The sequence below is a fragment of the Niallia tiangongensis genome (assembly GCF_044704065.1).
Lineage (GTDB): Bacteria > Bacillota > Bacilli > Bacillales > Cytobacillaceae > Niallia > Niallia tiangongensis.
Window position 1 is genome coordinate 929,611 of sequence record NZ_CP162613.1, and the last position, 24,946, is coordinate 954,556.

Annotated in this window: 21 protein-coding genes and 1 riboswitch; of the genes, 19 read left to right on the top strand and 2 right to left on the bottom strand. The window is 37.6% G+C overall.

What is annotated here, in order from left to right:
* Positions 1 to 206: 206 nt before the first annotated feature.
* Complete coding sequence (locus AB3U99_RS04545) at positions 207 to 695, bottom strand: QueT transporter family protein (RefSeq protein WP_400245834.1); 489 nt, start codon at positions 693 to 695, stop codon at positions 207 to 209.
* A 7-nt stretch (positions 696 to 702) separates the two neighbouring features.
* A riboswitch (PreQ1 riboswitch) is annotated at positions 703 to 747 on the bottom strand.
* A 284-nt stretch (positions 748 to 1,031) separates the two neighbouring features.
* Here AB3U99_RS04545 and AB3U99_RS04550 point away from each other — a divergent pair.
* The 18 genes from AB3U99_RS04550 to AB3U99_RS04635 all read left to right on the top strand — a co-directional run bounded on the left by AB3U99_RS04550 (position 1,032) and on the right by AB3U99_RS04635 (position 21,749).
* Entirely contained in the window at positions 1,032 to 1,892 is an 861-nt protein-coding gene (locus AB3U99_RS04550; protein ID WP_400245836.1) for an EamA family transporter, read from the top strand.
* A gap of 584 nt (positions 1,893 to 2,476) precedes the next feature.
* On the top strand, positions 2,477 to 3,193 hold the full coding sequence (locus AB3U99_RS04555) for an S-adenosyl-l-methionine hydroxide adenosyltransferase family protein (protein WP_400245838.1): 717 nt from the start codon (positions 2,477 to 2,479) through the stop codon (positions 3,191 to 3,193).
* A 66-nt stretch (positions 3,194 to 3,259) separates the two neighbouring features.
* Positions 3,260 to 3,826, top strand: a complete 567-nt coding sequence (locus AB3U99_RS04560; RefSeq protein WP_400245840.1) for an ECF-type riboflavin transporter substrate-binding protein — start codon at positions 3,260 to 3,262, stop codon at positions 3,824 to 3,826.
* Positions 3,827 to 3,949: 123 nt separating this feature from the next.
* Complete coding sequence (locus tag AB3U99_RS04565; RefSeq protein WP_400245842.1) at positions 3,950 to 5,668, top strand: ABC transporter ATP-binding protein; 1,719 nt, start codon at positions 3,950 to 3,952, stop codon at positions 5,666 to 5,668.
* Complete coding sequence (locus AB3U99_RS04570; protein ID WP_400245844.1) at positions 5,653 to 6,480, top strand: energy-coupling factor transporter transmembrane component T family protein; 828 nt, start codon at positions 5,653 to 5,655, stop codon at positions 6,478 to 6,480. The genes AB3U99_RS04565 and AB3U99_RS04570 overlap by 16 nt, the downstream gene beginning before the upstream one ends.
* Positions 6,481 to 6,548: 68 nt before the next feature.
* Complete coding sequence (locus AB3U99_RS04575; protein WP_400245846.1) at positions 6,549 to 7,787, top strand: M20/M25/M40 family metallo-hydrolase; 1,239 nt, start codon at positions 6,549 to 6,551, stop codon at positions 7,785 to 7,787.
* A 973-nt stretch (positions 7,788 to 8,760) separates the two neighbouring features.
* A complete protein-coding gene (locus tag AB3U99_RS04580) occupies positions 8,761 to 9,771 on the top strand; it encodes an efflux RND transporter periplasmic adaptor subunit (RefSeq protein WP_400245848.1) in 1,011 nt (336 codons plus the stop codon).
* Positions 9,768 to 10,469 carry an ABC transporter ATP-binding protein gene (locus tag AB3U99_RS04585; protein WP_400245850.1) on the top strand — a complete coding sequence of 234 codons (702 nt, stop codon included), beginning with the start codon at positions 9,768 to 9,770 and terminating at the stop codon, positions 10,467 to 10,469. The genes AB3U99_RS04580 and AB3U99_RS04585 overlap by 4 nt, the downstream gene beginning before the upstream one ends.
* Positions 10,466 to 11,644 (top strand): ABC transporter permease, encoded by a 1,179-nt coding sequence (locus tag AB3U99_RS04590; protein ID WP_400245851.1) that lies wholly within the window; start codon positions 10,466 to 10,468, stop codon positions 11,642 to 11,644. The genes AB3U99_RS04585 and AB3U99_RS04590 overlap by 4 nt, the downstream gene beginning before the upstream one ends.
* Before the next feature lie 111 nt (positions 11,645 to 11,755).
* On the top strand, positions 11,756 to 12,445 hold the full coding sequence (locus AB3U99_RS04595) for a response regulator transcription factor (RefSeq protein ID WP_400245853.1): 690 nt from the start codon (positions 11,756 to 11,758) through the stop codon (positions 12,443 to 12,445).
* A complete protein-coding gene (locus AB3U99_RS04600) occupies positions 12,387 to 13,871 on the top strand; it encodes an ATP-binding protein (protein ID WP_400245855.1) in 1,485 nt (494 codons plus the stop codon). Before AB3U99_RS04595 ends, AB3U99_RS04600 begins: the two co-directional genes overlap by 59 nt.
* A gap of 24 nt (positions 13,872 to 13,895) precedes the next feature.
* Positions 13,896 to 14,417 carry an acyl-CoA thioesterase gene (locus tag AB3U99_RS04605; RefSeq protein ID WP_400245857.1) on the top strand — a complete coding sequence of 174 codons (522 nt, stop codon included), beginning with the start codon at positions 13,896 to 13,898 and terminating at the stop codon, positions 14,415 to 14,417.
* Positions 14,418 to 15,001: 584 nt separating this feature from the next.
* Positions 15,002 to 16,195, top strand: a complete 1,194-nt coding sequence (locus tag AB3U99_RS04610) for a branched-chain amino acid ABC transporter substrate-binding protein (protein ID WP_400245859.1) — start codon at positions 15,002 to 15,004, stop codon at positions 16,193 to 16,195.
* A 341-nt stretch (positions 16,196 to 16,536) separates the two neighbouring features.
* The gene (locus AB3U99_RS04615) at positions 16,537 to 17,514 is read left to right on the top strand and encodes a branched-chain amino acid ABC transporter permease (RefSeq protein WP_400245861.1); all 978 of its coding nucleotides are present in this window, start codon (positions 16,537 to 16,539) and stop codon (positions 17,512 to 17,514) included.
* Positions 17,515 to 17,523: 9 nt separating this feature from the next.
* On the top strand, positions 17,524 to 18,756 hold the full coding sequence (locus AB3U99_RS04620) for a branched-chain amino acid ABC transporter permease (RefSeq protein ID WP_400245863.1): 1,233 nt from the start codon (positions 17,524 to 17,526) through the stop codon (positions 18,754 to 18,756).
* Between the two features lie 30 nt (positions 18,757 to 18,786).
* Positions 18,787 to 19,563, top strand: a complete 777-nt coding sequence (locus tag AB3U99_RS04625) for an ABC transporter ATP-binding protein (RefSeq protein WP_400245865.1) — start codon at positions 18,787 to 18,789, stop codon at positions 19,561 to 19,563.
* A 13-nt stretch (positions 19,564 to 19,576) separates the two neighbouring features.
* On the top strand, positions 19,577 to 20,287 hold the full coding sequence (locus tag AB3U99_RS04630) for an ABC transporter ATP-binding protein (RefSeq protein ID WP_400245867.1): 711 nt from the start codon (positions 19,577 to 19,579) through the stop codon (positions 20,285 to 20,287).
* A gap of 133 nt (positions 20,288 to 20,420) precedes the next feature.
* Positions 20,421 to 21,749, top strand: a complete 1,329-nt coding sequence (locus AB3U99_RS04635) for an IS3 family transposase (protein ID WP_400242725.1) — start codon at positions 20,421 to 20,423, stop codon at positions 21,747 to 21,749.
* A 248-nt stretch (positions 21,750 to 21,997) separates the two neighbouring features.
* Here AB3U99_RS04635 and AB3U99_RS04640 read toward each other — a convergent pair whose 3' ends face one another.
* Positions 21,998 to 23,047: a lactonase family protein gene (locus AB3U99_RS04640; protein WP_400245869.1), complete on the bottom strand. Its 1,050-nt coding sequence runs from the start codon at positions 23,045 to 23,047 to the stop codon at positions 21,998 to 22,000.
* Positions 23,048 to 23,365: 318 nt separating this feature from the next.
* On the opposite strand from AB3U99_RS04640, the gene AB3U99_RS04645 reads away from it, so the two are divergent.
* Positions 23,366 to 24,445: an ATP-grasp domain-containing protein gene (locus AB3U99_RS04645; RefSeq protein ID WP_400245871.1), complete on the top strand. Its 1,080-nt coding sequence runs from the start codon at positions 23,366 to 23,368 to the stop codon at positions 24,443 to 24,445.
* Positions 24,446 to 24,946: the final 501 nt, after the last annotated feature.

Consider the following 24,946-nt stretch of genomic DNA (forward strand, 5'->3'; position numbering starts at 1 on the left):
TATTTTTTTAACATAAAACATTGATATATCAACAAAAATAAAGGACTAAATCACTATGCGATTTGGTCCTTTATTTACAGCGTTATTTCGACTGTTTCTCCAGAATAACTGAACTACTTAATGTTATTTTACCTGTTTTTTTACATTTTCTCCACGGTATCAGAACTAATTATGCAGAAATGACAGCCTTTTTTAAATACCCTTATTTAATCCACTAACTTCCCAAAGGAAATACGTTTATTTAAGAAATGCATAATAGGTATACCGATTGCCATGACAACAAATTCACCAATAGCTGTTGTTCCCCAGGTGATTAAGAAAGGGAAACCAAGTGCAAGATGCAATTGATAGGCAATAATAAACATATTAAAAGTAAATACAAGTGTATTAATGATCATTCGTAAAAGATGACTTTTAATAAACTTGCTTATACCAATTGTGATTAACAAACAAATAATAGAATGAGCAACTCCAAAAGTTAAATCGTATAACTTGATGGTTGAAAGGAATAAGTTTGCTAAAAATACGCCAACTACAATCCCATAAATATATTTTTTGTTAAATACAACAAGATGATTAAATAATTCCGAAACACGATATTGGATGCTTCCAAATGCAATTGGCGCAATCGCAATCGTAACCGCAACATATAATGCTGCTACCAAGCCATTTACTGCGAGTGTTTTTGTTTTCATTGTCTTCTCTCCCTTAGTTTTTTTACGTGGGATGGTCTCGAACCACGTTAAACAATAACTTTCACACAATTAATAATCATATAATAGATAGCGTATGTCCGTCAATGGAATTTTATCGCGACTTAAACAGGCAGTAAGTGAGGGAGTTTCTTGTATACATAGAGTGATAAATAAAATGATTGTAAACTATACCTTTTTCAATAATTGTTCATCTAAAGAGGCAGTGTATGAATAAGAAAGGTTTTACACGGTTAAGCAATATCGATGAAAGTGATTCTTCCATGAAATTAAGTTACACTAAGATAGGAATAAATAAATGGATAAAGAGGTGATGCAATGAGTGTTATATTGGCATTACTAGCAGCCATATTTGCAGCATTAACAGGAATACTAGCAAAGATAGGAATTAAAGATGTAAATTCAAATTTAGCAACGGCAATTAGAACAATTGTTGTATTAATCATGGCTTTTTTTATGGTTTTGATTACGAAACAATTAGATAGCATATTTCTGGTTAGTAGGAAGTCCCTCGTTTTTCTTGTTTTATCAGGAATAACAACAGGATTATCATGGCTTTTTTATTTTAAAGCGATTCAGATTGGCGATGTTTCAAAAGTAGTTCCAATTGATAAATCGAGTGTTATTTTAACGATTCTTTTTTCCTTTATTTTTTTAGGGGAGCCTGTGACGACGACGATTGTCATCGGCGGTTCGCTTATTGCGATAGGAACTTTTGTTTTAATAGGAAAAATCAAAAAGAGCTCTGACACATCGTATTCCAATTCATACATATTTTTAGCATTGCTATCAGCGGTATTCGCAGCATTAACAGCGATACTCGCGAAGATTGGGATAGAAGAGGTAGATTCAAATGTGGCCACTTTTATTCGTACAATTGTTATTATTATTTTTGCTTGGGGAATTGTCTTCTTCCAACGAACGTATACACAAATGAAAACAATATCTAGAAAAAGCTATCTTTTCTTGATCATATCTGGAATAGCAACAGGTTTGTCATGGTTATGCTTTTTTGCAGCTATCTCCATTGGAAAAGTATCCATAGTAGCACCAATTGATAAATTTAGTGTCGTCATTACCGTCATTTTAAGCATTATTATATTAGAAGAAAAGCCAACGAAAAACACACTGATAGGATGTGCGATTATTACAATAGGAACGATATTTCTTTTATTTTAAAATAGAAAGGAAGACCTTTTATACAACAAGTATAAGAGGTCTCAGACTGTAGACAAACTCCGATATTTTAGAGACAGACGTTTTTATATAGTACATTTATTAATCTCTTCGAACAAGATGTTGCTTTCCGCTACAGGGGTTCGCTTTCCGTGGGGCTCGCGCTGAGCCGCTTCGGCCCTTGGCCTGCAGGGTCTCAGCTGTCTCGCTAATCCCACAGGAGTCTCACCCCTTCCGCTCCAATTAACGCATAAAAATTAAATTTAACTTATTAAAAATCTTTTTGTCGACAAACTGAGACCTTTTATACAACAAGTGTAAGAGGTCTTTTTTTTACAGAGAAAATAAGAACATTGCAGACAACGATTATAATACCTCCATTCTTTGATCATCTCCTTATCTAATTTTCCCTCAAAATAATGTGATTAGCCAAGAGGTATCTTGCATGAACGGAAGTAATCTTGTAAGATAATGTTAATTATTAGAAAAATGAAACTTTTCTAACAATAAGGCTTATTTTAAATAGAAGTGACATAAGAATAGGTAATCTACCTAGGAAATGCATCTTATGGGAGGAAGGATGAAACATGGGAGCATTAGTTTTGCAATCTGACTTTGGGATAAGTGATGGGGCGGTAAGCGCCATGTATGGGGTCGCACATTCAGTAGATACGAAGATAGGCATATTCGATTTAACGCATGATATCCCTCCCTTTAATATTTGGGAGGCATCCTATCGACTTTTGCAAACTGTATCTTATTGGCCGCCTGGAACGGTGTTCGTTTCTGTTGTAAATCCAGGAGTGGTCTCAAGTCGAAGGAGTGTTGTCGCTCGAACCTGTAAGGATCATTATATCATCACACCTGATAATGGAACCTTGTCTCATTTAAAAGAAGAATTAGCTGAAGTTCGCATAATTGGTCCACAAGTCTCTCTAGATTCACTTATCCATCTCCCATTACAAGAAGCATATATAAATAGAAGTGGTTTGCACGGAATTATTGAAATTCACGATGTTCGCTTCGGCAATTTATGGACGAATATAAGGCGATCCTTCGTCCAAAAGCTAGACATTAATTATGGAGATTCTGTAGAAGTAACCATTTACCGAGAGGAAGAAATCCTTTTTAAGGACAACGTTATTTTTGGGAAATCCTTTGCGGATAGCCAAATAGGGGAGCCAATTTGCTACATAAATAGTTTAAATAATCTCGGTATTGCCATTAATCAACAATCTTTGACATTCAAATATAAAATAGGAACGGGCGTAAATCGGAAGGTGCGGATCAGATTGATTACATAGGATTTGAAAAAAAGTCGGCTTTTCTTTAAATGTTATATTGATATTAAACAAGGGGGAAATAGGAAAATGGGAAGTAAGAACGTTTTATCAACAAAAAATGTTGTAGCAATTGGGATTGGGGCCGCTGTATTTATTATCCTAGGAAGGTTTGCCGCCATTCCTACAGGGGTTCCAAATACATCCTTTGAAACCTCCTATGCTTTTCTCGCATTAATGACTGTTATATTTGGACCAGTCGTAGGTGGACTAATTGGATTTATCGGTCATGCATTAAAAGATATTTTAGTATGGGGCTCACCTTGGTGGAGCTGGATAATAGTATCTGGAGTTGTCGGAGTTGGATTTGGTCTAGCTTGGAAAAAAATAAACATAAAAGAAGGCATTTTTGGATGGAAGCAAATACTCACATTTAATGTCGTCCAAATAATCGTTCAAGCGATTGGCTGGTTTGTGCTAGCTCCTCTATTGGATGTGCTAATTTATGCAGAGCCTATCAATAAAGTAGTTTTACAAGGGCTAGTTGCAGGCGGTCTAAATATCGCGACAGTAGCAGTGCTTGGAACATTATTAATCTATGCTTATTCTAAAACAATTAGTAAAACCAATAGTTTAGAAAAAGAAGAGACAGTTTAGCAAAATGGCCATTCATATGGGAGAGTCCATATGAATGGCAGTTGTTATCCAATTTTAAACACGAAACCAAGTCCGAGATTAATCAACTAGGAATGTATTGTTTAAAAAAAGTGGGAGAGTAGGATGAACAAGCCAATAATAGAGTTTAAAGATTTCGTTTTTAAATACCGGAGTCAGTCTAAGCCAACCTTATCGAATATAAATCTAACAATCTATGAAGGGGAAAAAGTGATAATCGTAGGCCCATCTGGATCAGGAAAAAGCACCTTTGCCCATTGTATAAATGGATTAATACCTTTTTCCTATGAAGGCGAGATATCAGGGAGCCTTAGGATAAAAGGCAAGGAAACCAAATTACAGACTATTTATGAGCTATCCCAATCTGTGGGAACTATATTGCAAGATTCAGATACTCAGTTTATTGGATTAACAGTAGGAGAGGATATTGCATTTGCTTTAGAAAATAATCAGGTTTCCTCGAAATTGATGCAGGAAAAAGTCGTGACAGCAGCGTCTTTAGTAGGGATGGAGCAGTATTTAGATGCTTCGATTCATCAGCTATCTGGGGGACAAAAGCAAAGAGTCGCTTTAGCAGGTGTCTTAATAGAAGAAGTCGACATATTACTTTTTGACGAACCACTAGCAAATCTAGATCCGGTAGCTGGCAAACAGGCGATGCATCTAATCGCAGACATTCATAAAAGGCATAATAACACCATTATTATTATTGAACATCGATTAGAAGAGGTATTAGAGGCGGATGTCGATCGGATTTTGCTTATTGATCACGGAACCTTAATAGCGGATCTTTCTCCCCAGCAATTACTTGCTTCTAGCTTATTAGATGATCATCGTTTGAGAAAACCACTCTATATAAAACTATTGCAGGACGCAGGCGTTCGTTTGCCCGATCATATACCAATTCATCCTCTTTCTATGATTCCCATGAAGGAGTATAGACAGAAAGTAATCAATTGGTTTCAAGGGAGAAGGCGAGAATTACAGCGGAAAAAACAACCGACTTTGCTAGAAGTGAATAAGTTGTCTTTTACCTATCCAAATCAGGAAAGCGGGATAAAAAACTTGTCTTTTTCATTAGAAAAGGGAGAAATGGTCAGTATTGTTGGAAAAAACGGTGCTGGGAAATCGACTCTCGCCAAGCTGATTAATGGTTTTGAAGTACCGAAAGAAGGATCCCTCTTTTTAAATGGAATGGATATCACCAATCTTACCATTAAAGAAAAGGGGCAGAAAATAGGATTTGTCCTGCAAAACCCTAATCATATGATCTCAAAGCATTTCATAAAGGATGAAGTCTCATTAGGTCTAATCAATCAAGGGATGGATCCATCTGAAATAGAGAAGAGAGTAGAGGAAGCACTGAAAATCTGCGGTCTGCTTCCTTATCGGAAATGGCCTATTTCTGCTTTAAGCTATGGGCAGAAGAAGCGGGTAACGATTGCATCCATCTTAGTATTAAAGCCAGAAATATTGATATTAGATGAACCAACCGCAGGGCAAGACTTATATCATTATACAGAAATAATGGATTTTTTACTCGAGCTAAATCGCACAGGAATAAGTATGATGATAATCACTCACGATATGCATTTAATCCAGGAATATACAAGTAGAACGATGGTGCTCGCGGATGGAGAAATCATCGCAGATAGCAGTTCTGCGAATATATTAACAAATCCACAAATAATGAAAGCTGCCAATTTGAAAGAAACGTCTCTCTATGAAATGGCAAAGCTATTGCAGGTGGAAAATCCAAGTGAATTCATTGACGCATTTATTTCATATGAGCAAGAGGGGAGAAAAACATGGCTGAAATGCTAGCCTATTTAGAAAAAAATTCACCGATTCATCGTCTTGCCGGCGCTACTAAACTACTTTGTTTTATACTATGGTCCCTTGCAGCCATGCTTACATATGATACCCGGATTCTAGTGATTATGCTATTCCTTGGGCTTACGCTATTTAAATTATCTAAAATCAGCTGGCAAGAAGTTTCCTTTGTTGTACTTCTTTTTGGTTTATTTCTTTTGCTAAACAATATTGCTATATTTCTATTTTCACCGAAACAAGGTGTAGAAATTTATGGCACGGAGCATGTATTTTTTTCAATCGCTGGACCCTATGTGGTGACAGCAGAGCAGCTGTTTTATTTACTAAATGTGACATTGAAATATTTCACCGTCATTCCAATCGCTCTATTATTTATTTTAACAACCAATCCTAGTGAATTTGCTTCATCCTTTCATCGAATTGGCGTAAGCTACCGCATAACATATGCGATCAGTATTACCCTGCGCTATATTCCAGATATTCAAAGAGATTACCGTAATATCACCTTATCCAAACAAGCTAGGGGAAATGATTTATCGAAGAAAGCTTCTCTTCTAACGCGTGTGAAAAATGTGATGGGTATTATTACTCCGTTAATCTTTGCAAGCTTAAATCGAATTGAAACAATAAGCAATGTGATGGATCTAAGAGGATTTGGAAAAAAGAAAACCAGAACTTGGTACCGAGAAAAACGATTTGATAAGGGCGATTATCTTGCTATTTCATTAGTAGCAATTTTATTTATTTGTAGTTTAGTTATTACCTTTTACGATGGTCAGCGATTTTATAACCCTTTTGAGTAGACGTTATGGTACAGCACGAAACAGCACTTGAGGCTAATCCTTAAATACAAAGAAAGAAGGAATGAGCTATGTCGATTATTGGAATGAATAAAATGGAAAGTGTATTTACTAAAATGCTTGAAAATCCGCTTGTGAAGGAAGGGCTCGTGTTTTTGCAGGAGGATGATGAGAACACACTAAATGAACAAATTGAGCTTACCTTAGTACCAGCTCCGTCCTTTCTGGAAGCAGAGAAAGGGAAGGTTTTTCAATCGAAATTAGCATCATTTGGTTTAGATGATATTCAACAGGATCGGCATGGAAATGTATTTGGGATAAGATATGGAACAGGAAAGGGACCGAGAATCTTTGTCTGTGCCCATTTAGATACAGTATTTCCGGAAGGAACAGCCATTACAGCAGAGTGGAAGGAAGGAAAAGTATACGCACCAGGAATATCGGATGATGGAAGAGGACTAGCTGCAGTGTTGACGGTTTTACGTACTTTTCATAAAACAAATATGGAAACAGAAGGAGATATTATCTTCGGAGCAACGGTTGGGGAAGAAGGATTAGGAGACCTGCGCGGTGTGAAAGGTCTATTTAAGGATAGGGAAGACATTGATGCATTTATTTCACTAGAGCCTGGTACGCCAGAAGAGATTACGTATTTAGGGACAGGCAGTCATCGCTATCATGTAACGTATAAAGGCTCTGGAGGCCATAGCTTTGGAGATTTTGGGATACCAAGTGCCATTCATGCTTTAGGAAGAGCAGTAAGCAAAATTGCAGATGTAAAAACACCCATTGATCCGAAAACGACTTTTACAGTTGGCACCATAGCTGGAGGAACTTCTGTCAATACGATTGCTCAAGAGGCAAGCATGATGGTTGATCTACGCTCCAATTCGCAAGAAGAGCTCCTTCAGTTAGAAGCGAAGGTGTTGTCTATTTTGGAAAAAGCGGCAGAAGAGGAAAATAACCGATGGAACAGCGAGAAAACAGTGATTGAGGTTGTGATAAAGCAAGTCGGAGATAGACCGGCAGGAACACAAGATCCAGAAGCTTCGATTATTCAAACAGTTATCGCTGCAGGGAAAAGCATCGGCTTAGATCCTGTTCTCTCTGCCGCTAGTAGTACAGATTCAAATGTGCCAATTAGTTTAGGGATTCCTGCCGTTACATTAGGTGCAGGAGGAGCATGCGGAGGCATTCATACTTTAGAAGAATACTTTGATCCAAAGGATGCTTATTTAGGCCCACAAAATCTATTTTTAACGATTTTGGGATTGGTAGGTATAAAGGATAGTACGAAGCCTTTATTGTAAAAGTGGGATGGGGTGGAAAAAGTTAAGCTAGTTTTAGTAAAGCTATCGGCAACGTAGAAGTTGTTGATGGCTTTTTTTATGGCGACGTAGGTGGGGGGTTGCATCAGTGCCCGTAAGTTGGGGGAGATGACGGAAAAGGTAACAGAGAAGCGCTGTCAGTGCCCGCGAGACGGTTTTGGAGAAGGAAAAGGTAACAGAGAAGCGCTATCAGTGCCCGTGAGACGGTTTTGGAGAAGGAAAAGGTAACAGAGAAGCGCTGTCAGTGCCCGTGAAACGGTTTTGGAGAAGGAAAAGGTAACAGAGAAGCGCTATCAGTGCCCGTGAGACAGTTTTGGAGAAGGCAAAGGTAACAGAGAAGCGCTGTCAGTGCCCGTGAGACAGTTTGAGAGAAGAAGAAGGTAACAGAGAAGCTCCATCAGTGCCCGTGAGACAGTTTTGGAGAAGGAAAAGGTAACAGAGAAGCGCTGTCAGTGCCCGTGAGACCTTTTGGGAGAAAGAAAAGGTAACAGAGAAGCGCTATCAGTGCCCGCGAGACGGTTTTGGAGAAGGAAAAGGTAACAGAGAAGCGCTGTCAGTGCTCGTGAGACGGTTTTGGAGAAAGAAAAGGTAACAGAGAAGCGCTATCAGTGCCCGCGAGACGGTTTTGGAGAAGGAAAAGGTAACAGAGAAGCGCTGTCAGTGCCCGCGAGACGGTTTTGGAGAAGGAAAAGGTAACAGAGAGCATTCATCAGAGCCCAAAGCCAAGCCGGAAAGAACAAAAAGGTAACAGAGTTCTACTTCCCATAAGCAGAGTCCTACCAAAAAAGAAAACTGCCAGCTATTGACATCCTCTAAAAAAGATTTTAAAAAAAATTTCCCCTGACTTATTCCTGACACATTTCTTTTTTATTCTATTACTTGTAAGCAGCAGGACAAGACAATCATACGAATAAGTAATTTATGTTAATAGAATAGAAAGAGGTTGAAGCAAAAGATGAAAAAAAGTATAAAGAAGTGGATTATTAGTGGAGTAACAGTAGTAGTAATAGGTACAGGAATTGGGTCTTATTATTATTTTACCAATGACAACCAAACAGAAGTAAGAGCACAGGTTAGAACGCAAACTGCGACTGCTGAAACTGGTGATGTAGAAATAGAGGTAAGTGGGACAGGGAGCATTGCAACCATCAATAAAGAAACCTTTACTTCCACAGGCAATGCAACTGTTGACGGAGTGTTAGTCGAGGTTGGGGATGAGGTAGAAGAAGGCGATGAGCTAGTAACATTTGAAGATGATACGCTTGATCCAATTGAAGCAACTTTTTCTGGTGAAATAACTGCCTTGAACGTAGAGGAAGATGGAAATGTATCGATGGGAACAGAAGTCGTTACCGTTACGGATTATGATCATCTAGAAATGGTCGTGAATGTAGATGAACTAGACATCTCTAAAGTGAAGGTTGGACAAGCGGCAAGTATAAAAGTAAGTGCACTTGAAGATAAAGAATTTACTGGAAAAGTAACAAGCGTTGCGAAAGAAGCAAACAGCGATAGTACTAGTGTTGCTAAGTATGCTGTAACGGTCAAAATAAGCAAGCCGAGTGGATTATTAGTTGGTATGACAGCAGAAGCAACTATTACAACAAGTACAGCTAAAGATGTCATCACTGTTCCGATTGAAGCAGTACAAGAGGAAAATGACGAGTATTATGTGCTAGTAGCATCTGGAACAACAACGAATGAAGATGGAAATACTGAAACAACTTCCACGAAACAAACAGTTGAAGTAGGTTTACAAAATACAGATGTCGCAGAGATCAAGAGTGGATTAGAGGAAGGAACCACTGTTGTACTGCCAACATTTGAATCATCGAGTGATAGTGAGACACAAGGTATGTTCCCAGGCGGCGGCCAAATGCCAAGTGGTGTAGGTAGAGGTCAGATGCCAGGAGGAGGCCAAGGTGGCGGAATGCCCTCCGGTGGATTTGGAGGTAGAAATGAATGATTGAACAGCATGCGCTTGTTGAGATAAAGAATGTAAAGAAGGAGTATACACTTGGAGGAGAAACGGTTACTGCATTGGATAATGTCAGTTTTACAGTAAATAAAGGGGATTTTATTGCGATTATTGGTCCATCAGGCTCTGGTAAATCAACGTTAATGAATATGATCGGCTGCTTAGATACACCCGATTCTGGAGAATATTATTTGGATGGACAAAATGTTTTTTCCTTAAAAAGCAAACAGTTAGCAGAGGTTAGAAATCATAAGATCGGCTTTATTTTTCAATCCTTTAATCTTCTAACCAAACAATCTGCATTTGAAAATGTGGAATTACCATTGGTGTATAGAGGAATTGGAAGTAAGGAAAGAAAAGAGATTGCCCTACAGGCTTTGAAAAAAGTAGGCTTATTAGAAAGAGCAGGGCATAAACCAACAGAGTTATCTGGCGGTCAGCAACAGCGCGTGGCAATTGCCCGTGCTCTTGCTGGGAATCCTCCGATCCTGCTTGCCGATGAGCCAACTGGAGCCCTTGATAGTAAAACAGGAGTAGAAGTAATGAATTTAATGAAAGATTTAAATAGACAAGGACACACCATTATATTGATAACCCATGATTTAGATATTGCAAAACAGGCGAAGCGAGTTATCCGCATTCAGGATGGCCGGTTAGCAGAGACAAAGGAGGTAGTTGTCTCTTGAAATTAGGACAAGCAATCAAGATAGCTTTTAAAAATATTACAATGAATAAATTAAGAGCGGTGCTTACTATGCTTGGTATCATCATTGGTGTAGCAGCGGTCATTGCATTAACTTCATTAGGAATGGGAGCTTCTACTTCCGTTTCCGATGAAATTTCGGGATTAGGAACGACAACCGTTTCTGTCAATCTTTCAGGAAATTCGAGTGATGAAGAGGTTGTCGATTACGATGAACTGATGGCTTTTGAGGAATATGAAGAAGTGAAGGCAGTTTCCCCTACAGTAACAACTTCTAGTACGCTTAAAAATGGAACAGCATCAAGCTCTGGTGTTACCGTTACTGGTGTTACTACTTCTTATGAAACCGTGCAGGATATTACTTTACAGTCAGGAAGAAATGTGATGGATATCGATTTAGATAATCGCAATAAAGTAGTAGTCCTCGGGTATAATGTAGCAACAGAATTATTCGGATTCACCAATCCAGTTGATAAAACGGTTCAAATTGATGGTACAACATATAAAGTAATTGGGGTGCTTGCTGAAAAAGGAGAAGAGTTAACTGGATCGGTAGATGACTCCGTTCTTATCCCATTTACAACAGCACAGCGTTTTATCGGACAAACATATGTTACCTCAGCGACAGTGCTTATGACGGATGAGGATTCTGTAGAAATGGGAATGGCAAAAATGAAGCAGAAATTATACAATCAGTTTGACGGAGATGAAACTTTATATTCTGTCCGAAATCAATCATCTGTGTCAGAAGCTTTAGATTCTGTTTCTAACACAATGACCTTATTATTAGCCGGGATTGCGAGTATTTCCTTAATTGTTGGTGGAATCGGAATCATGAATATCATGCTTGTTTCGGTTACGGAAAGAACAAGGGAAATCGGGATTAGAAAAGCAATTGGCGCTAGAAAAAAAGATATTATGCTCCAATTTTTAATTGAAGCAATTGTACTTAGTGCGTTAGGTGGAATTCTTGGCGCTGCTATTGGTATAGGAAGTGCAGAAATATTGTCTAGTACATTAGATATGACTTCCCAGATTACTTGGTGGGTTGTCGGAGGATCGGTTAGTTTCTCTGTCTTGATTGGCATTATATTTGGAATCTTCCCAGCTAATAAGGCTTCCAATTTAAGTCCGCTAGAAGCTTTAAGATATCAATAAGAAAAAAAGATCAGCCATCTGTTAGCAGATAAGGTCTGATCTATTTTTTATCCTGTGAATTATCGATATAATTGATTTCAATAGGAAAAAATAAAGCATGAGGAAAAGAAGATGAAAAAAATTCTAATTGTAGAAGATGAATTGGCAATTTCCATGGTTCTAGGAGCATATTTAGAAAATGCAGGATACGATGTGGATTATGCTTATAATGGAGACGAGGCATTACAAAAGCTGGAGGAAGAAACGCCCGCTTTAATCCTGTTAGATATCATGATGCCTTATTTGGATGGCTGGGGTGTCCTTTCTTATATTCGAAAGAAATCAGCCTGTCCAGTTATTATGCTAACTGCACTATCGGATACAGAGCAGAAGTTAAAAGGATTTGAAAATGGGGCTGATGACTATATTACAAAGCCTTTTGTAGGGGAGGAAGTCATTGCACGTGTACAAGCGGTGTTAAGAAGATCTTCTCATTATCAAGACAACGATGAGCGTGTAAAATACTATGGCGATTTAAAAATAAATGATGTATCGCATCAGGTTTTTCTTAATGGCATTGAGGTTCCCTTTACCCCCCGAGATCTTGCTGTCTTTCTCTTTTTAGCAAGCAATCCCAATCAAACCTTTACAAGGGATCAGCTTTTAGACCATGTGTGGGGAAGTGACTATGACGGGAGTGATCGGGCGGTTGACCTAGCAATTAAAAGAATCAGGAAATTATTAAATGGGTGGGATCCAAAAGATGGCGAAATTAAAACATTACGGGGACTTGGCTATCAATTTTATATTCAGGAAAAATAAAAAGGAAAAAACGCCTCTTCTTTATTATTGGACGAAAAGATATTTGCTTACATTATGTGGTGGCCTTTTGATTATTGGGATTGTCTCCATTTTATGGATTCGCCATAATGCATTGGAAAGTCGTTTGGAACTAACGAAATTAGTTGCCCAGGAAATAGCAGAGCACGCCAATGAAATGGAAGAAGGAAGACTCAAGGATATTCGTCTGCCGTTTTTGCAGGATAGGCAAAAATTTATTAATGAAGGCCAGCCGCTAGATGCTTTTCTTAAAGATACAACAGGAAATGTCCGTTCACTGAATCAGAATTTCCCTCCCGACTCTCTAGAAAAACAGCAGCTGATTGAGTCATTGCCTTTAGTAAGTGAATTAACCATTAAAAAGGTAACACTATGGAATAATCAAAAAGCATCTGTTGTTATAGCTCCCATTAAAAATGGAGGGGCGCAGACAGGGTCTGTCTATATTATTCAGCCTCAAAATCAGCTACAGCATTTAAATAAAGAGGAATATCAATTACTGGGATTATTGCTGCTTAGTTTAGCGCTTCTTGGCTGGTTTGTCATTTACTCCTTGTCCAAAAAGCTGGCAAAGCCGGTAGAAGAGGTTGCGAGTGCTGCTCAACAACTAATGAATGGGAATTATCATATTACGTTAAATGAAGATGTGCAGGAAAAAGAGCTCTACCAATTGGTTTTATCGTTTAATGAAATGACAAAAAGGCTCTATGCGTTAGAAAGTTTGCGGACGCAATTACTCGCAGGAGTCACACATGAATTAAAAACGCCGATAACCTCAATCAGCGCATTAATACAAGCTGTTAATGATAATGTGATTCCAGATAATAAGAAGAAACAATTTTTAACGATGAGTTTAAAGGAAGCAGGAAGACTGCAAAGCATGGTGGAGGATTTACTAGATTTTAATAGCTTTAGTGCTGGGTCGATTAAGGTGAATAAGGAAAAGTTAAATGTACAGGCTACGTTAAAGGAAATCATTTATCAATGGGAAATTGTGCATGGAGAAGCTTTGGCTACTACGGAGATTACCTTTGTGAATTCCGAGAAACCGATTTATGCTATGCTAGATAGTGTGCGTTTTCAGCAAATTATCGTCAATTTATTAAATAATAGTCTACATGCAACCAAGGGGAAGCAAAATGGAAAAATAACTATCCAATTAACCTATGACCAACATAATGTAAGCATTTTAGTAGAGGATAATGGCTACGGAATTCCAGAAGAAGAACAAGACTATATTTTTGAACGATTCTATCGAGGGAAAAATAAGAAAGACATCGAGCGGGGTCTCGGATTAGGATTACCATATAGTCTTCTGTTAGCAAAAGCACAAGGAGGACATTTATCTTTACAAAATTCAGACCTTTCCTCTACAATATTTCTATTGCGATTTCCATTACTTGCATAAATAAAAGGAAGGGGTTGTTCGGAGATGACGGTTCAACAAGAAAAATATTGCAGGGAATCTTTGGTAGTAAAAACAAGCAGAATATTCCCTATTGATACAAATAATCATAATTCATTATTTGGTGGAAAGCTTATGAGTTATATAGATGATGTAGCTTCCATTTCAGCATCTAGGCATTCACGAAGTGATGTAGTTACAGCTTCTACTGACTCTGTTGATTTTCTTTTTCCCATTCGCCCTACTGATTCTGTATGTTTAGAATCATATGTAACACATACAGGTAAATCTTCGATGGAAGTATTTGTGAAGGTAATAGCAGAGAATCTTAAAACAGGCGAAAGAAGACTAGCTGCTACATCCTTCTTAACATTTGTTGCCTTAGATGAAAATGGCAAGCCACAGCGGGTTGCCAAAGTTATTCCGCAATCGGAGGAAGAAACAATGCTCTACAATACAGCGGAGCAACGTGTAAAAATCCGCAAAGATAGAAGAGAGCATAGTAAAGCATTTGCAAATGTTATTAGTACAGATATGCCTTGGGGATGATCTGTGTTAGGAGGGGGGGTGGCTGAGAAGCAGTTAAGTTCGGCAGATTTCTAGCGGAATTTAACTGATATCCATTAAATTTTGCTCCTATCTAATTGAGTGTAGCTCATATTCTCGTCTAGCTTAGCTCATAAATGCTTGAGTATAGCCGATTTTGCTGTAAAAACAGTCAAATTCTCTCTAATATTGCCAATCCCTCCACCTATGAAATTTTCTTTATTAACTTCCTCGAACAAATCAAATACTCTCTATTTTTCTAGCTTATCGTTTCTCTCCAAGCTAGTCGTAATCTCCCGTCCTATAGCTGAATTCTATCCTATTTCCCTAGGCTTTTGCTTTTTATGAAAAAAAGTAGCATCCCAATGTCGAAAAAACGGGAAAACGTTGCTATTCCTACCAATCATTTCGAAATACGAAGAAAAATGTCAGAATATATTAACTTTTTTGAAAATATAACGTCAGAATATCTGACAATATTAAAGACACTTGTCTAGAAGAGGATTATAATCCATACATGGAATAGGAGCAATTGGGAAAATATCCAGGAGCTTCATAGATAAAAAGACAATTATAGGGGGCATACTATGTTATCCAAAAAAGTACTTTCTTTAGCTATGACAGCAACATTGGCACTAGGATTTATGAGTGGCTGTGCTTCAAATGCAAACTCTGATGGAGAAGGATCCGGTGACAAAAAAGTAATCAAAATTGTTACACAATCCCCACTTTCTGGAGGTAGCGCAACCTTAGGAGAAGCGATTAAATTAGGAGCGCAACTAGCAATTGATCAACAGAAGGATAAATTTGCTGAATTAGGGTTTGAACTTAAATTAGACGCACAAGATGATCAGGGAGATCCGAAAAAAGGGGTTGCGAATGCTAACTTAGTTGTTGCTGATCAATCCGTCTTAGGCGTAGTGGGACACTTAAATTCAGGTGTTTCCATCCCAGCATCTGAAGTATATGAGAAAAATAATTTAGTAAGTGTATCTCCTGCAAGTACGGCAACTGATTATACAGATCGCGGTTTAAAAACAGTTAGCCGTGTTGTTGCCCGCGATGACTTTCAAGGACCGGCTGGTGCACAATATGCAGTGGGAACATTAGGGGCTAAGAAAATTTTTGTTGTCCAAGATAAAACAGCATATGGCTCTGGTCTAGCAGATGCATTTAGAGCTGCTGCAGAAGAGTTAGGAGCAGAAATTGTAGGATATGAAGGAATTACAGTTGGTGAAAAAGACTTCAATGGTGTTTTAAACCAAGTAGCTTCTAAAAAGCCAGACTTAATCTATTTTGGTGGTCTTTATGCAGAAGGTGGAATCCTTGTTAAACAAGCTCGTGAAAAAGGACTAGATATCCCATTCATGGGTGGAGATGGATTAGACTCTTCGACTTTCGTTGAAATTGCTGGAGACGCAGTTAAAAATACATTCCTTACTTCCGTTGCTGGAGACACAACGAAATCAGAGACAGGAACGAAATTCGCTGAAGACTATAAAGCAGCTTTCGGCAAAAGCATTGAATCCTATTCAGCATATGCATACGATTCAGCTGCCGTATTGCTAGCAGGTATTGAGAAAGCAATTAAAGATAATGATAACAAATTGCCATCACGTGAAGACGTAACAAAGGCTGTACGTGAAACGCAAGACTACAAAGGGGTAGTAACAGAAGTTGGATTTGACGATAAAGGAGATAACAAATTCGCGAAAATCTTTATCTACAAATTTGACGAAGCAAAATACCCAGCTATTTTAGAGGATGAAATCAGCCAATAAGCAAGAACATAGAAAGGGTATGGATCATCCTGTACCCTTTTTATTTTTTACAAGCTTTACATAACTAGGGAAGTCTACCAATTTAGGTTGAATATATATTCTAGTAGATAGATAGTAACTATGAATGCCAGGCTCATTGAAGTTATTATTGCTGAGTTGATTGGAGCGGAAGACACTTGACTCCTGCGGGAAATGAGGGAAATGGGAGACCCCACAGGCGAAGCCGAGGAGGCTCCCATCCCTCCCGCGGAAAGCAAGTGTCTGTAGCGGAAATCAACGGACTTCATGATAATTCCTATCTATCTACTAAACACAATTAAATCAAAAGTGTGGGGAAGAAAATGCTAACAGAAATCTTACAAACATTACCGCAAGTTTTAATTGATGGATTAACATTAGGAGCCGTATATGCCGTTATTGCATTAGGATACACAATGGTTTATGGAATTTTAGAATTAATAAACTTTGCTCACGGAGAAATATTTATGACCGGAGCATTCATTGGGACAGGTATCTTAATTGTTTTAACAAGCCTAGGATGGACATCCATGTTACCTGCGGTTGTATCGTTAATCATTATGCTCCTAATTACTAGTCTCATTACTGGATTTCTGGGAATGGGAATTGAAAGAGTTGCTTATCGTCCGCTTCGTAAAGCACCAAAGCTAATCGCTCTTATCTCAGCAATTGGTATCTCCTTTTTATTACAGGATATCGTTCGTTTTATCACAGAATTATTCAAAGGAAATTACATTTTAACATCACCAAATCTGTTCTCCGATAAGATTAGCATCGGATCCATTTTCGGTTCCCATGCAGCAAGCTTTAAAAGCTCATTTCTCGTTGTCATTATAGTCGCCGTTATTTTGATGGTTGGATTAGATTTCTTCGTGAATAAAACAAAATGGGGCATGGCAATGAGAGCAGTTGCCCAGGATCGAGATACTGCCTCTTTAATGTCGATTAATGTGAACAAAGTAATTTCTGTGACCTTCTTTGTAGGATCTGCCCTAGGTGGTGCAACAGGAGTATTATTTGCGGTGCAGTATGGAACTATCGATCCTTATATAGGTTTTATACTAGGACTTAAAGCATTTACAGCTGCGGTATTAGGCGGAATAGGCAATATTCGTGGAGCCATGCTTGGAGGTATATTGATAGGATTAATTGAAATGTTTACAGCTGCCAATCTTTCCATTATTACAGGTGGCGTGATGGGAGCAGAATATAAAGATGTTGTCGCATTTGCCATATTGATTATCGTCCTTATTTTTAAACCAGAAGGCTTATTTGGCAAAGCCGTAGCAGAGAAAGTGTAGGTGGAAAAGATGGCTAACATGATTAAAACAATCCAAACAAATAAGGTTGCACAAATCATTCTTTTCTTTGCGTATGTATTGGTTACTACAGCAGCCTTGGCCTTTTCACAAAAATCAGTCATTGCCTTTTTACTTCTACTATTATCGCTACTACTTCTCTATTATTTGAATCTAGGAAATAAAATGAAGTGGGGAATCGCCTTACTTATCTTAGTAATTGTGTTGCCAGCTTCAGCTAGTCAAGGGCCATCCTATCAAGCATATATGGAAGTAGCAACGATGGTAGGGATTTATGTATGCATGGCCCTAGGTCTGAATATTGTTGTGGGACTTGCCGGGCTGCTTGATTTAGGATTTGTGGCCTTCTTTGCAGTAGGTGCCTATACATATGGTATTTTTGCTACTGCCCAGGCGAATAATTTCATGCCCTTTGGAACCTATCCTTTGTCTGGAAACAGCTTTTGGTTTTTTATCATAATCGGGCTATTTGTAGCGGCTTTATTTGGCGTATTATTAGGGATTCCAGTTTTGAGGGTAAAAGGAGATTATTTAGCCATTGTAACCTTAGGGTTTGGTGAAATAATCCGAATTGTGTTTAATAACTTAGATAGACCTGTAAACATTACGAATGGAGCGATGGGGCTTCCAAGCATCCAGCAGCCAGAATTATTTGGAATCACTTTATCCCAGCCAAATCAATTCTATTATATTGTGCTAGTTATGTTTATTATTGTTATTTATGCGGTTACTAGAATGGAGCATACAAAATTAGGGCGCTCTTGGAAAGCGGTAAGAGAAAATGAGATTGCTGCTCAAGCAATGGGAATTCCCCTTGTAAAAACAAAATTAACGGCATTTGCTATCGGAGCTTCTTTTTCTGGAATGATGGGAGTTGTCTTTGCTGCTAAGCAGATGTTTGTTGATCCAACTAGTTTCACTTACTTAGAATCTACGACCATTCTCGTTATGGTTATTTTAGGAGGAATGGGAAGCGTACCTGGTGTCATTTTGGGAGCGGCAGTTGTTACCATTTTGAATTTACAGGTGTTAACAGAGTTAACTGGTTGGTTAAGCCAAGTAACAACTATTCCTGATGCCTTGTCTCCAGCAAAAATGCAAAGATTTATCTTCGGTGCACTTTTAATTATTATGACCTTATATCGCCCTCAAGGATTGATACCTGCTAAAAATAAGAAATTTAATGAAAAGAAATTAAAAGAGAGCATAGCGGAAAAGCAGTAATCTACTAAATTGCTTAAGGAGGGGCATCAAGTGAATATACTCGAGGTGAAAGGATTAACAAAAACATTTGGCGGTCTTGTGGCGAATGCCAATATTGATATGACCGTCGAAAAGAATTCGATTACAGCTGTTATTGGCCCGAATGGTGCTGGAAAAACTACTTTTTTTAATATGATAACAGGTGTATATAAACCGACATCTGGAGAAATAGTTCTAGCTGGAAAATCGATTGCTGGGTTTAAGCCACATGTAGTGGCAAGACAAGGGATTTCTAGAACGTTTCAGAATATCCGCCTTTTCAGTGATATTACGGTATTGGAAAATGTTATGGTCGGTATGCATAACCATATTAGAGGAAGCTTGATTGGAACATTGCTTCAATTACCAAAGGCAAGGCATGAAGAAGAGGAAGCGATGAAAGAGGCATATCGGATATTAGAATATGTAGGGCTTGCTGATCTATTAAATGAAGCAGCTGGAAATTTGTCCTATGGGGCGCAACGGAGATTAGAAATTGCGCGTGCTTTAGCCACAAAGCCTAGCGTTTTATTATTAGATGAGCCTGCTGCTGGTATGAACCCGAAGGAAACGAGTCTATTAACAAATTTAATTCAAGATATGTGTAAGAAATATGATTTAACGATTATTTTAATTGAGCATGATATGAAGCTAGTAATGGAAATTTCAAATCATATCATCGTATTAGATCATGGAGAAAAAATTGCAGAAGGTGGTCCTGAAGAGATTCGTTCCAATCCTAAAGTAATCGAAGCCTATTTAGGAAAAGGAGCGGTATCACTTGCTTAAAGGGGGTAGCAGCGTGGAAAAGATACTAGAAATAACAGGAATCGAAGCTTGGTATGGTGGAATTCAAGCTTTAAAAGGAATTAGCTTACATGTGGATAAAGGAGAGATTGTTACATTAATAGGAAGCAATGGTGCTGGAAAATCGACAACCCTTAAATCAATTAGTGGGCAGGTTCCGATAAAAAAGGGCAGCATTCTTTATAAGGGAAAGGATATTGCCAATATAGCTGCACATAAAACAGCTGTTTTGGGAATTTCACAGGTGCCAGAGGGAAGAAGAATTTTTCCGAAGCTTTCGGTGAGAGAGAATCTATTAATTGGAGCGTTTGCAGTAAAGGACAAACAATTAATCGAAACAAGAATGCAAAAAGTGTTTGAATATTTTCCTAGATTAAAAGAAAGAGTCGAACAAAAAGGCGGAACGATGAGTGGAGGAGAGCAGCAAATGCTTGCAATTGGGCGGGCACTCATGATGCAGCCAGAGGTGCTGATGTTAGATGAACCATCAATGGGGCTCGCTCCTATTATCGTGGAGCAAATCTTTGAAATTATCAAAGAGCTTAATAAACAAGGGATGACGATATTATTGGTTGAACAGAATGCATTCCAAGCATTGCAAATTGCGAGTAGAGGTTATGTTATTCAAACAGGCGAGATTGTACTAGAAGGAACAGGAGAAGAGCTTATTACGAATAAACAAGTGCAGGAAGCATATTTAGCTTAATAAACTTAGACTGCAAATAAAGGAGAAGGCTATCTAAAATGGTACCTGTAGTTAGGACACTTGAAAAAAGAGTGTTTTATCTACAGGTATTTTTTTATATACTTAAATTACTAAAAAGGGATTAGGGGACAACATGAGTAAGATAACATTTTCAACTAAAGAGATAAAAATGCTTAAAAGGAATCCAAATGTACAAAGTGTCAGCGAGCGAGCTATTACCTATACGGATTCATTTAAAAATAGATTTATGGATGAGTATCTAGGTGGAAAACTTCCTCGACAAATCTTCATGGATAACGACTTTGATGTGGACGTAATAGGAATTAAACGAATTGAACAATCCGCATACAGGTGGAAGAAAGCCTATGAAAAGGATGGGTTAATCGGACTCACAGACTCAAGAAAAGCCGGTTCTGGTAGACCATTAAAGCGAGAACTTACGCCGTCTGAAGTGATTGAAAGGCAAGAAGCTAGAATTAAGCTATTGGAGGGTCAGGTAGAGTTATTAAAAAAGCTAGAAGTGACAGAAAGGAGGCTGCTAAACGAAACAAAAAAACTAGAACCAAGTAGAGTATATCAATTAATTTCTGAGACCATTGAACAAAATGGTTTTAAGCGTATGACTAAGTATTTTTGCAAACTTTTAGAGGTTTCCCGTTCTGGATACTATAGTTTCCTTCAAGCATATACTATCCGAGAAGCGAGAGAACAATTGGACTTGGAAGCGAAAGAAATCATACTAGAAGCCTTTAATCGACGGGGATATAAGAAAGGTTCCAGGTCCATAAAAATGATCTTGGAGAATGAATATAACATTATATTTAGTCGTAAAAAGATACAAAGAATCATGAAGAAATATAGTATAGTCTGTCCTCATAGAAAAGTAAATCCTTATAAAAAAATCGCTAAAGCAACAAAGGAACATCAAGTCGTACCAAACAAGCTAAACAGAGAGTTTAAGCAGGGTATACCAGGAAAGGTTTTATTAACGGATATCACTTATTTGCCATATAACGGAAATAGTATGGCTTATTTGTCGACCGTAAAAGATGCTTCCACAAACGAACTCCTAGCTTATCATGTTTCTGACCGTATTACCTTAGATATCGCAACGAAGACAATCCAGAAATTGATGAACAACAAGAAAGTAATTATACATAAAGATGCCTTTATTCATTCAGATCAAGGAAGTCATTATACGAGCCCAAAATTTCAAAGGTTATTAAAAAAATATGGTCTAGACCAATCGATGTCTAGAAGAGGAAACTGTTGGGACAATGCCCCTCAAGAGTCATTCTTTGGTCATTTAAAAGATGATGTGGACTATCAATCTTGTAAAACCTTAAAAGAACTAAAGGCAAAAATAAATCATTACATGGTTTACTATAACAATTATCGATATCAGTGGAACTTAAAAAAGATGACCCCTATTCAATATAGGAATCATCTTCTCACTGCTTAATCTCTTTTTTTACTGTGTCCTTGACATGGGTGCCAGTTTAATCCGCCTCCTCCTTCTTCTTGATGTTAAGAATGTAAAGTTTTTTTAAGTCAATTTGGTGTCTAGCGCCGGGCATCCAGGAGCTGATGGGCTTCCCGACCTTTCCCTACGATAAGTCAACATCGAATCGCTATCGCTCTTCGTGACCCGTTATCTCAGGAAAGATCGCTCCACCCCACACGCCCTTAAACGGGTGCCCTCCGCTTTTCTCAATTATTTAAAAATTTTACACAAACTGGTTCTGGTGCCTCTATTTCTGATTGTAATAGAGTAAGTTTTCCTGTAACAGAATCTCTCTCAAATAAAGTAAGTGTGTCAGACTGCTCATTTGATGCAAGTAGGAATTGTTCTGTTGGATCTAAAACAAAATCTCTTGGCCAGTTGCCTTCTGTAGAAGTTCGTTCGATAAATGTTAATTGACCTGTTTCACTATTAACTTGGAAAATAGAAATGGAATTATGCCCGCGGTTACCTGCATAAACAAAATTTCCATCGGAAGAAAGATGAATCGCACTTCCTTGGCTATTTTCTGTGAAATCAATTGGTAAAGTTGAAATGTATTGTAATTCTTCAAATGCGCCCGTTTCTGAGTTAAAAGATAAAGCAATTACTTCATTGCTTAATTCTGTCATGACATAAGCAAATTTACCATTAGGATGGAAGGCGATATGTCTTGGGCCACTTCCAGGTTTAACAGATAAACTGCTAACTTCTTCTAGCTTATTATCAACGAGCTTGTAAGTATCTACGCGATCTGTACCTAAATCAATAGAGACTGCATATTGATCATTTAGGGTAAAACCAGCGAAATGCATATGCGGTTTTTCCTGGCGTGCAGTATTAGGACCTGTCCCAGTATGTTCAATAATAGATGCAACGCTATTTAATGAACCATCCGCTGTATTTAATGGATAGGATTCCGCAGTTCCTTTGTGGTAATTTGCAGAGAGAACGATTGTTTTATCGGTATCTACACTTACATGGCAAGGGGATGGTCCCTCAGAATATTCGCTATTAATTAGAGAAAGACTTCCGTCATTACTAATAGAATAAGCAGAAACTCCACCTGTAGAGCCTTCTTTGCCGACTGCAAATAGTTGCTGATTATCGTTTGTAACCGTTAAATAGGTAGGGTTTTCAATTTCAGCAACAAGAGAAACATCCGTAATTTTTTTCTCATCTGTGTCTAGTACAAAAGAATAAATACCTTTACTTGTTTTCTTTGTATATGTGCCAATGTAGCCAGTGAATTTTGTCATAAACAGATCTCCTTTTAACATTTTTACAAAATTAATACTATTTATTAATTATAGCATGAGCCTAATAGAATAGTGCAAATTAGAATCTGTCTATACAAATAAAAGTATTATTTGTATCTATTTTCCCTTAATTTAAAGACTTGAAACAGAGTGAATAAAAAGAACTTTCAGTAAACAATGTTGCAGGATGCAGGAATTTGACAGTGTTTGTCGAATTTTTGTTTAACAGTAGGAATAAAAAGAAGGTAGATTATCCATACTAAAAATTTCAAAGAGCTAAAAAATGGAAATCATTAGTATAGCTGAAAGGATAGAGACATGAAGAAAAGAATTTGGTTTAACCAATGGTTCACAACGGTTGCACACTTTATTGATATGATTCGCTATAATTCCGATGGGATTGAATTTGAAGTATACGGAACTTCGAATAATGAAAATGCCCTCTACTTAAGCTATTGTGATGCTGCTTTTAAAGAACCAAATGTTTCTGGAGAAGAATATCTTCAATTTTGCTTAGCATTTTGTCGTACCCATTCGATTGATATATTTGTTCCACGGAAGGAAAACGTCCTTATTGCCAAGCATTTAAAGGAATTTAATGCATTAGGAGTTAAGGTACTTGTTTGCCCAGATGCGTCTTTAATGGAAAAGCTCGATGATAAAGAAGCAACCTATCAATTAATCGAAAGTCATTCCTTCTTAAAGAAATATGTTTCCATTCCTGATTACTTTATCGTAACGAATGCAGAAGCTTTTAAAGAAGCTTACTATGCTTTAAAAAAGAAAGGGCATACGGTATGCTTCAAGCCTGTAATCGGGGAGGGGGGAAATGGTTTTCGAATCATACAAGATGGCTTAGCTACGATTGAGGAACTGTTTTACAATGGTGTTTCTCATAAAATCACATTTGATCATGCCTACGATATATTAAAACAGCAATCAGAATTTCCACCCTTAATGGTGTTAGAATACTTGGATGGAACAGAATATAGCATTGATTGTTTAGCATATGATGGAGAGCTTATGACAGCTATCCCAAGGAAAAAGAGCAAGGGTAGAGTGAGAGAATTAGAAAAAAATCAAGAGTTGCTGACTTTAGCAGAAAAAATAAATGAAGTACTAGAAATACCGTTTGTCTATAATATTCAAGTGAAGTATAAAGACGGAAAACCCAAACTATTAGAGATTAACCCAAGAATGTCGGGTGGGCTGCATTATAGCTGTCTAGCTGGAATTAATTTTCCTTATCGAGCTGTAAAGCTATTGATGATGGGAGATAAAGCAATAGAATACATCGAACCACATTTTGGTATTAAAGCAAGTTATTTAGAAAAAGAGATAATATTGAAAGATATGCATTTAAAGAACGTAAAAGATAGCCTATTTCTTTCGAAATGAAAATTGGGATAATAAAGGAGTTTGGGAGACCCCAGACTCCTTTTTGCTTGAAAGAAAGAGTGGAACAGGATGAATAATGATTAATATTTTTGTTAATTAAATGTGAATAAAAATCGTTTTATGTGTGTTTTTGTAATGTGAAACTATATTATTTGTAAGGGTATTATTAGGAGAGCGATACATAGATTAAAAATAGATTAGCTGCATTTTATCAATGTTAAATGCTTTAAAATACGGATTTTTATATTGTTTAAGTATAGGAAATATAGTAAGCTAATGTGGAGTAGTAAAAGCTGGATTTTAAGAAAGGGGTGGAAGTATAATTAATATAAATATTAATCATTTGAATAGATGATTAAATGATGGAAACATGTAAAGGAATCCATTTTTTTACCCCACTTTTACATAATAAAATCTGAACGTTCACTTTTGTTCTGCACATCAAGCGACTTCCTATCGATATGTATAAAAGATGGGATTTTTTATGGGTAAAAATGTATA

Coding starts and splice junctions, on each gene's coding strand:
- AB3U99_RS04545 (WP_400245834.1), bottom strand. CDS start 695: ATGAAAACAAAAACACTCGCAGTAAATGGCTTGGTAGCAGCATTATAT.
- AB3U99_RS04550 (WP_400245836.1), top strand. CDS start 1,032: ATGAGTGTTATATTGGCATTACTAGCAGCCATATTTGCAGCATTAACA.
- AB3U99_RS04555 (WP_400245838.1), top strand. CDS start 2,477: ATGGGAGCATTAGTTTTGCAATCTGACTTTGGGATAAGTGATGGGGCG.
- AB3U99_RS04560 (WP_400245840.1), top strand. CDS start 3,260: ATGGGAAGTAAGAACGTTTTATCAACAAAAAATGTTGTAGCAATTGGG.
- AB3U99_RS04565 (WP_400245842.1), top strand. CDS start 3,950: ATGAACAAGCCAATAATAGAGTTTAAAGATTTCGTTTTTAAATACCGG.
- AB3U99_RS04570 (WP_400245844.1), top strand. CDS start 5,653: ATGGCTGAAATGCTAGCCTATTTAGAAAAAAATTCACCGATTCATCGT.
- AB3U99_RS04575 (WP_400245846.1), top strand. CDS start 6,549: ATGTCGATTATTGGAATGAATAAAATGGAAAGTGTATTTACTAAAATG.
- AB3U99_RS04580 (WP_400245848.1), top strand. CDS start 8,761: ATGAAAAAAAGTATAAAGAAGTGGATTATTAGTGGAGTAACAGTAGTA.
- AB3U99_RS04585 (WP_400245850.1), top strand. CDS start 9,768: ATGATTGAACAGCATGCGCTTGTTGAGATAAAGAATGTAAAGAAGGAG.
- AB3U99_RS04595 (WP_400245853.1), top strand. CDS start 11,756: ATGAAAAAAATTCTAATTGTAGAAGATGAATTGGCAATTTCCATGGTT.
- AB3U99_RS04600 (WP_400245855.1), top strand. CDS start 12,387: ATGGCGAAATTAAAACATTACGGGGACTTGGCTATCAATTTTATATTC.
- AB3U99_RS04605 (WP_400245857.1), top strand. CDS start 13,896: ATGACGGTTCAACAAGAAAAATATTGCAGGGAATCTTTGGTAGTAAAA.
- AB3U99_RS04610 (WP_400245859.1), top strand. CDS start 15,002: ATGTTATCCAAAAAAGTACTTTCTTTAGCTATGACAGCAACATTGGCA.
- AB3U99_RS04615 (WP_400245861.1), top strand. CDS start 16,537: ATGCTAACAGAAATCTTACAAACATTACCGCAAGTTTTAATTGATGGA.
- AB3U99_RS04620 (WP_400245863.1), top strand. CDS start 17,524: ATGGCTAACATGATTAAAACAATCCAAACAAATAAGGTTGCACAAATC.
- AB3U99_RS04635 (WP_400242725.1), top strand. CDS start 20,421: ATGAGTAAGATAACATTTTCAACTAAAGAGATAAAAATGCTTAAAAGG.
- AB3U99_RS04640 (WP_400245869.1), bottom strand. CDS start 23,047: ATGACAAAATTCACTGGCTACATTGGCACATATACAAAGAAAACAAGT.
- AB3U99_RS04645 (WP_400245871.1), top strand. CDS start 23,366: ATGAAGAAAAGAATTTGGTTTAACCAATGGTTCACAACGGTTGCACAC.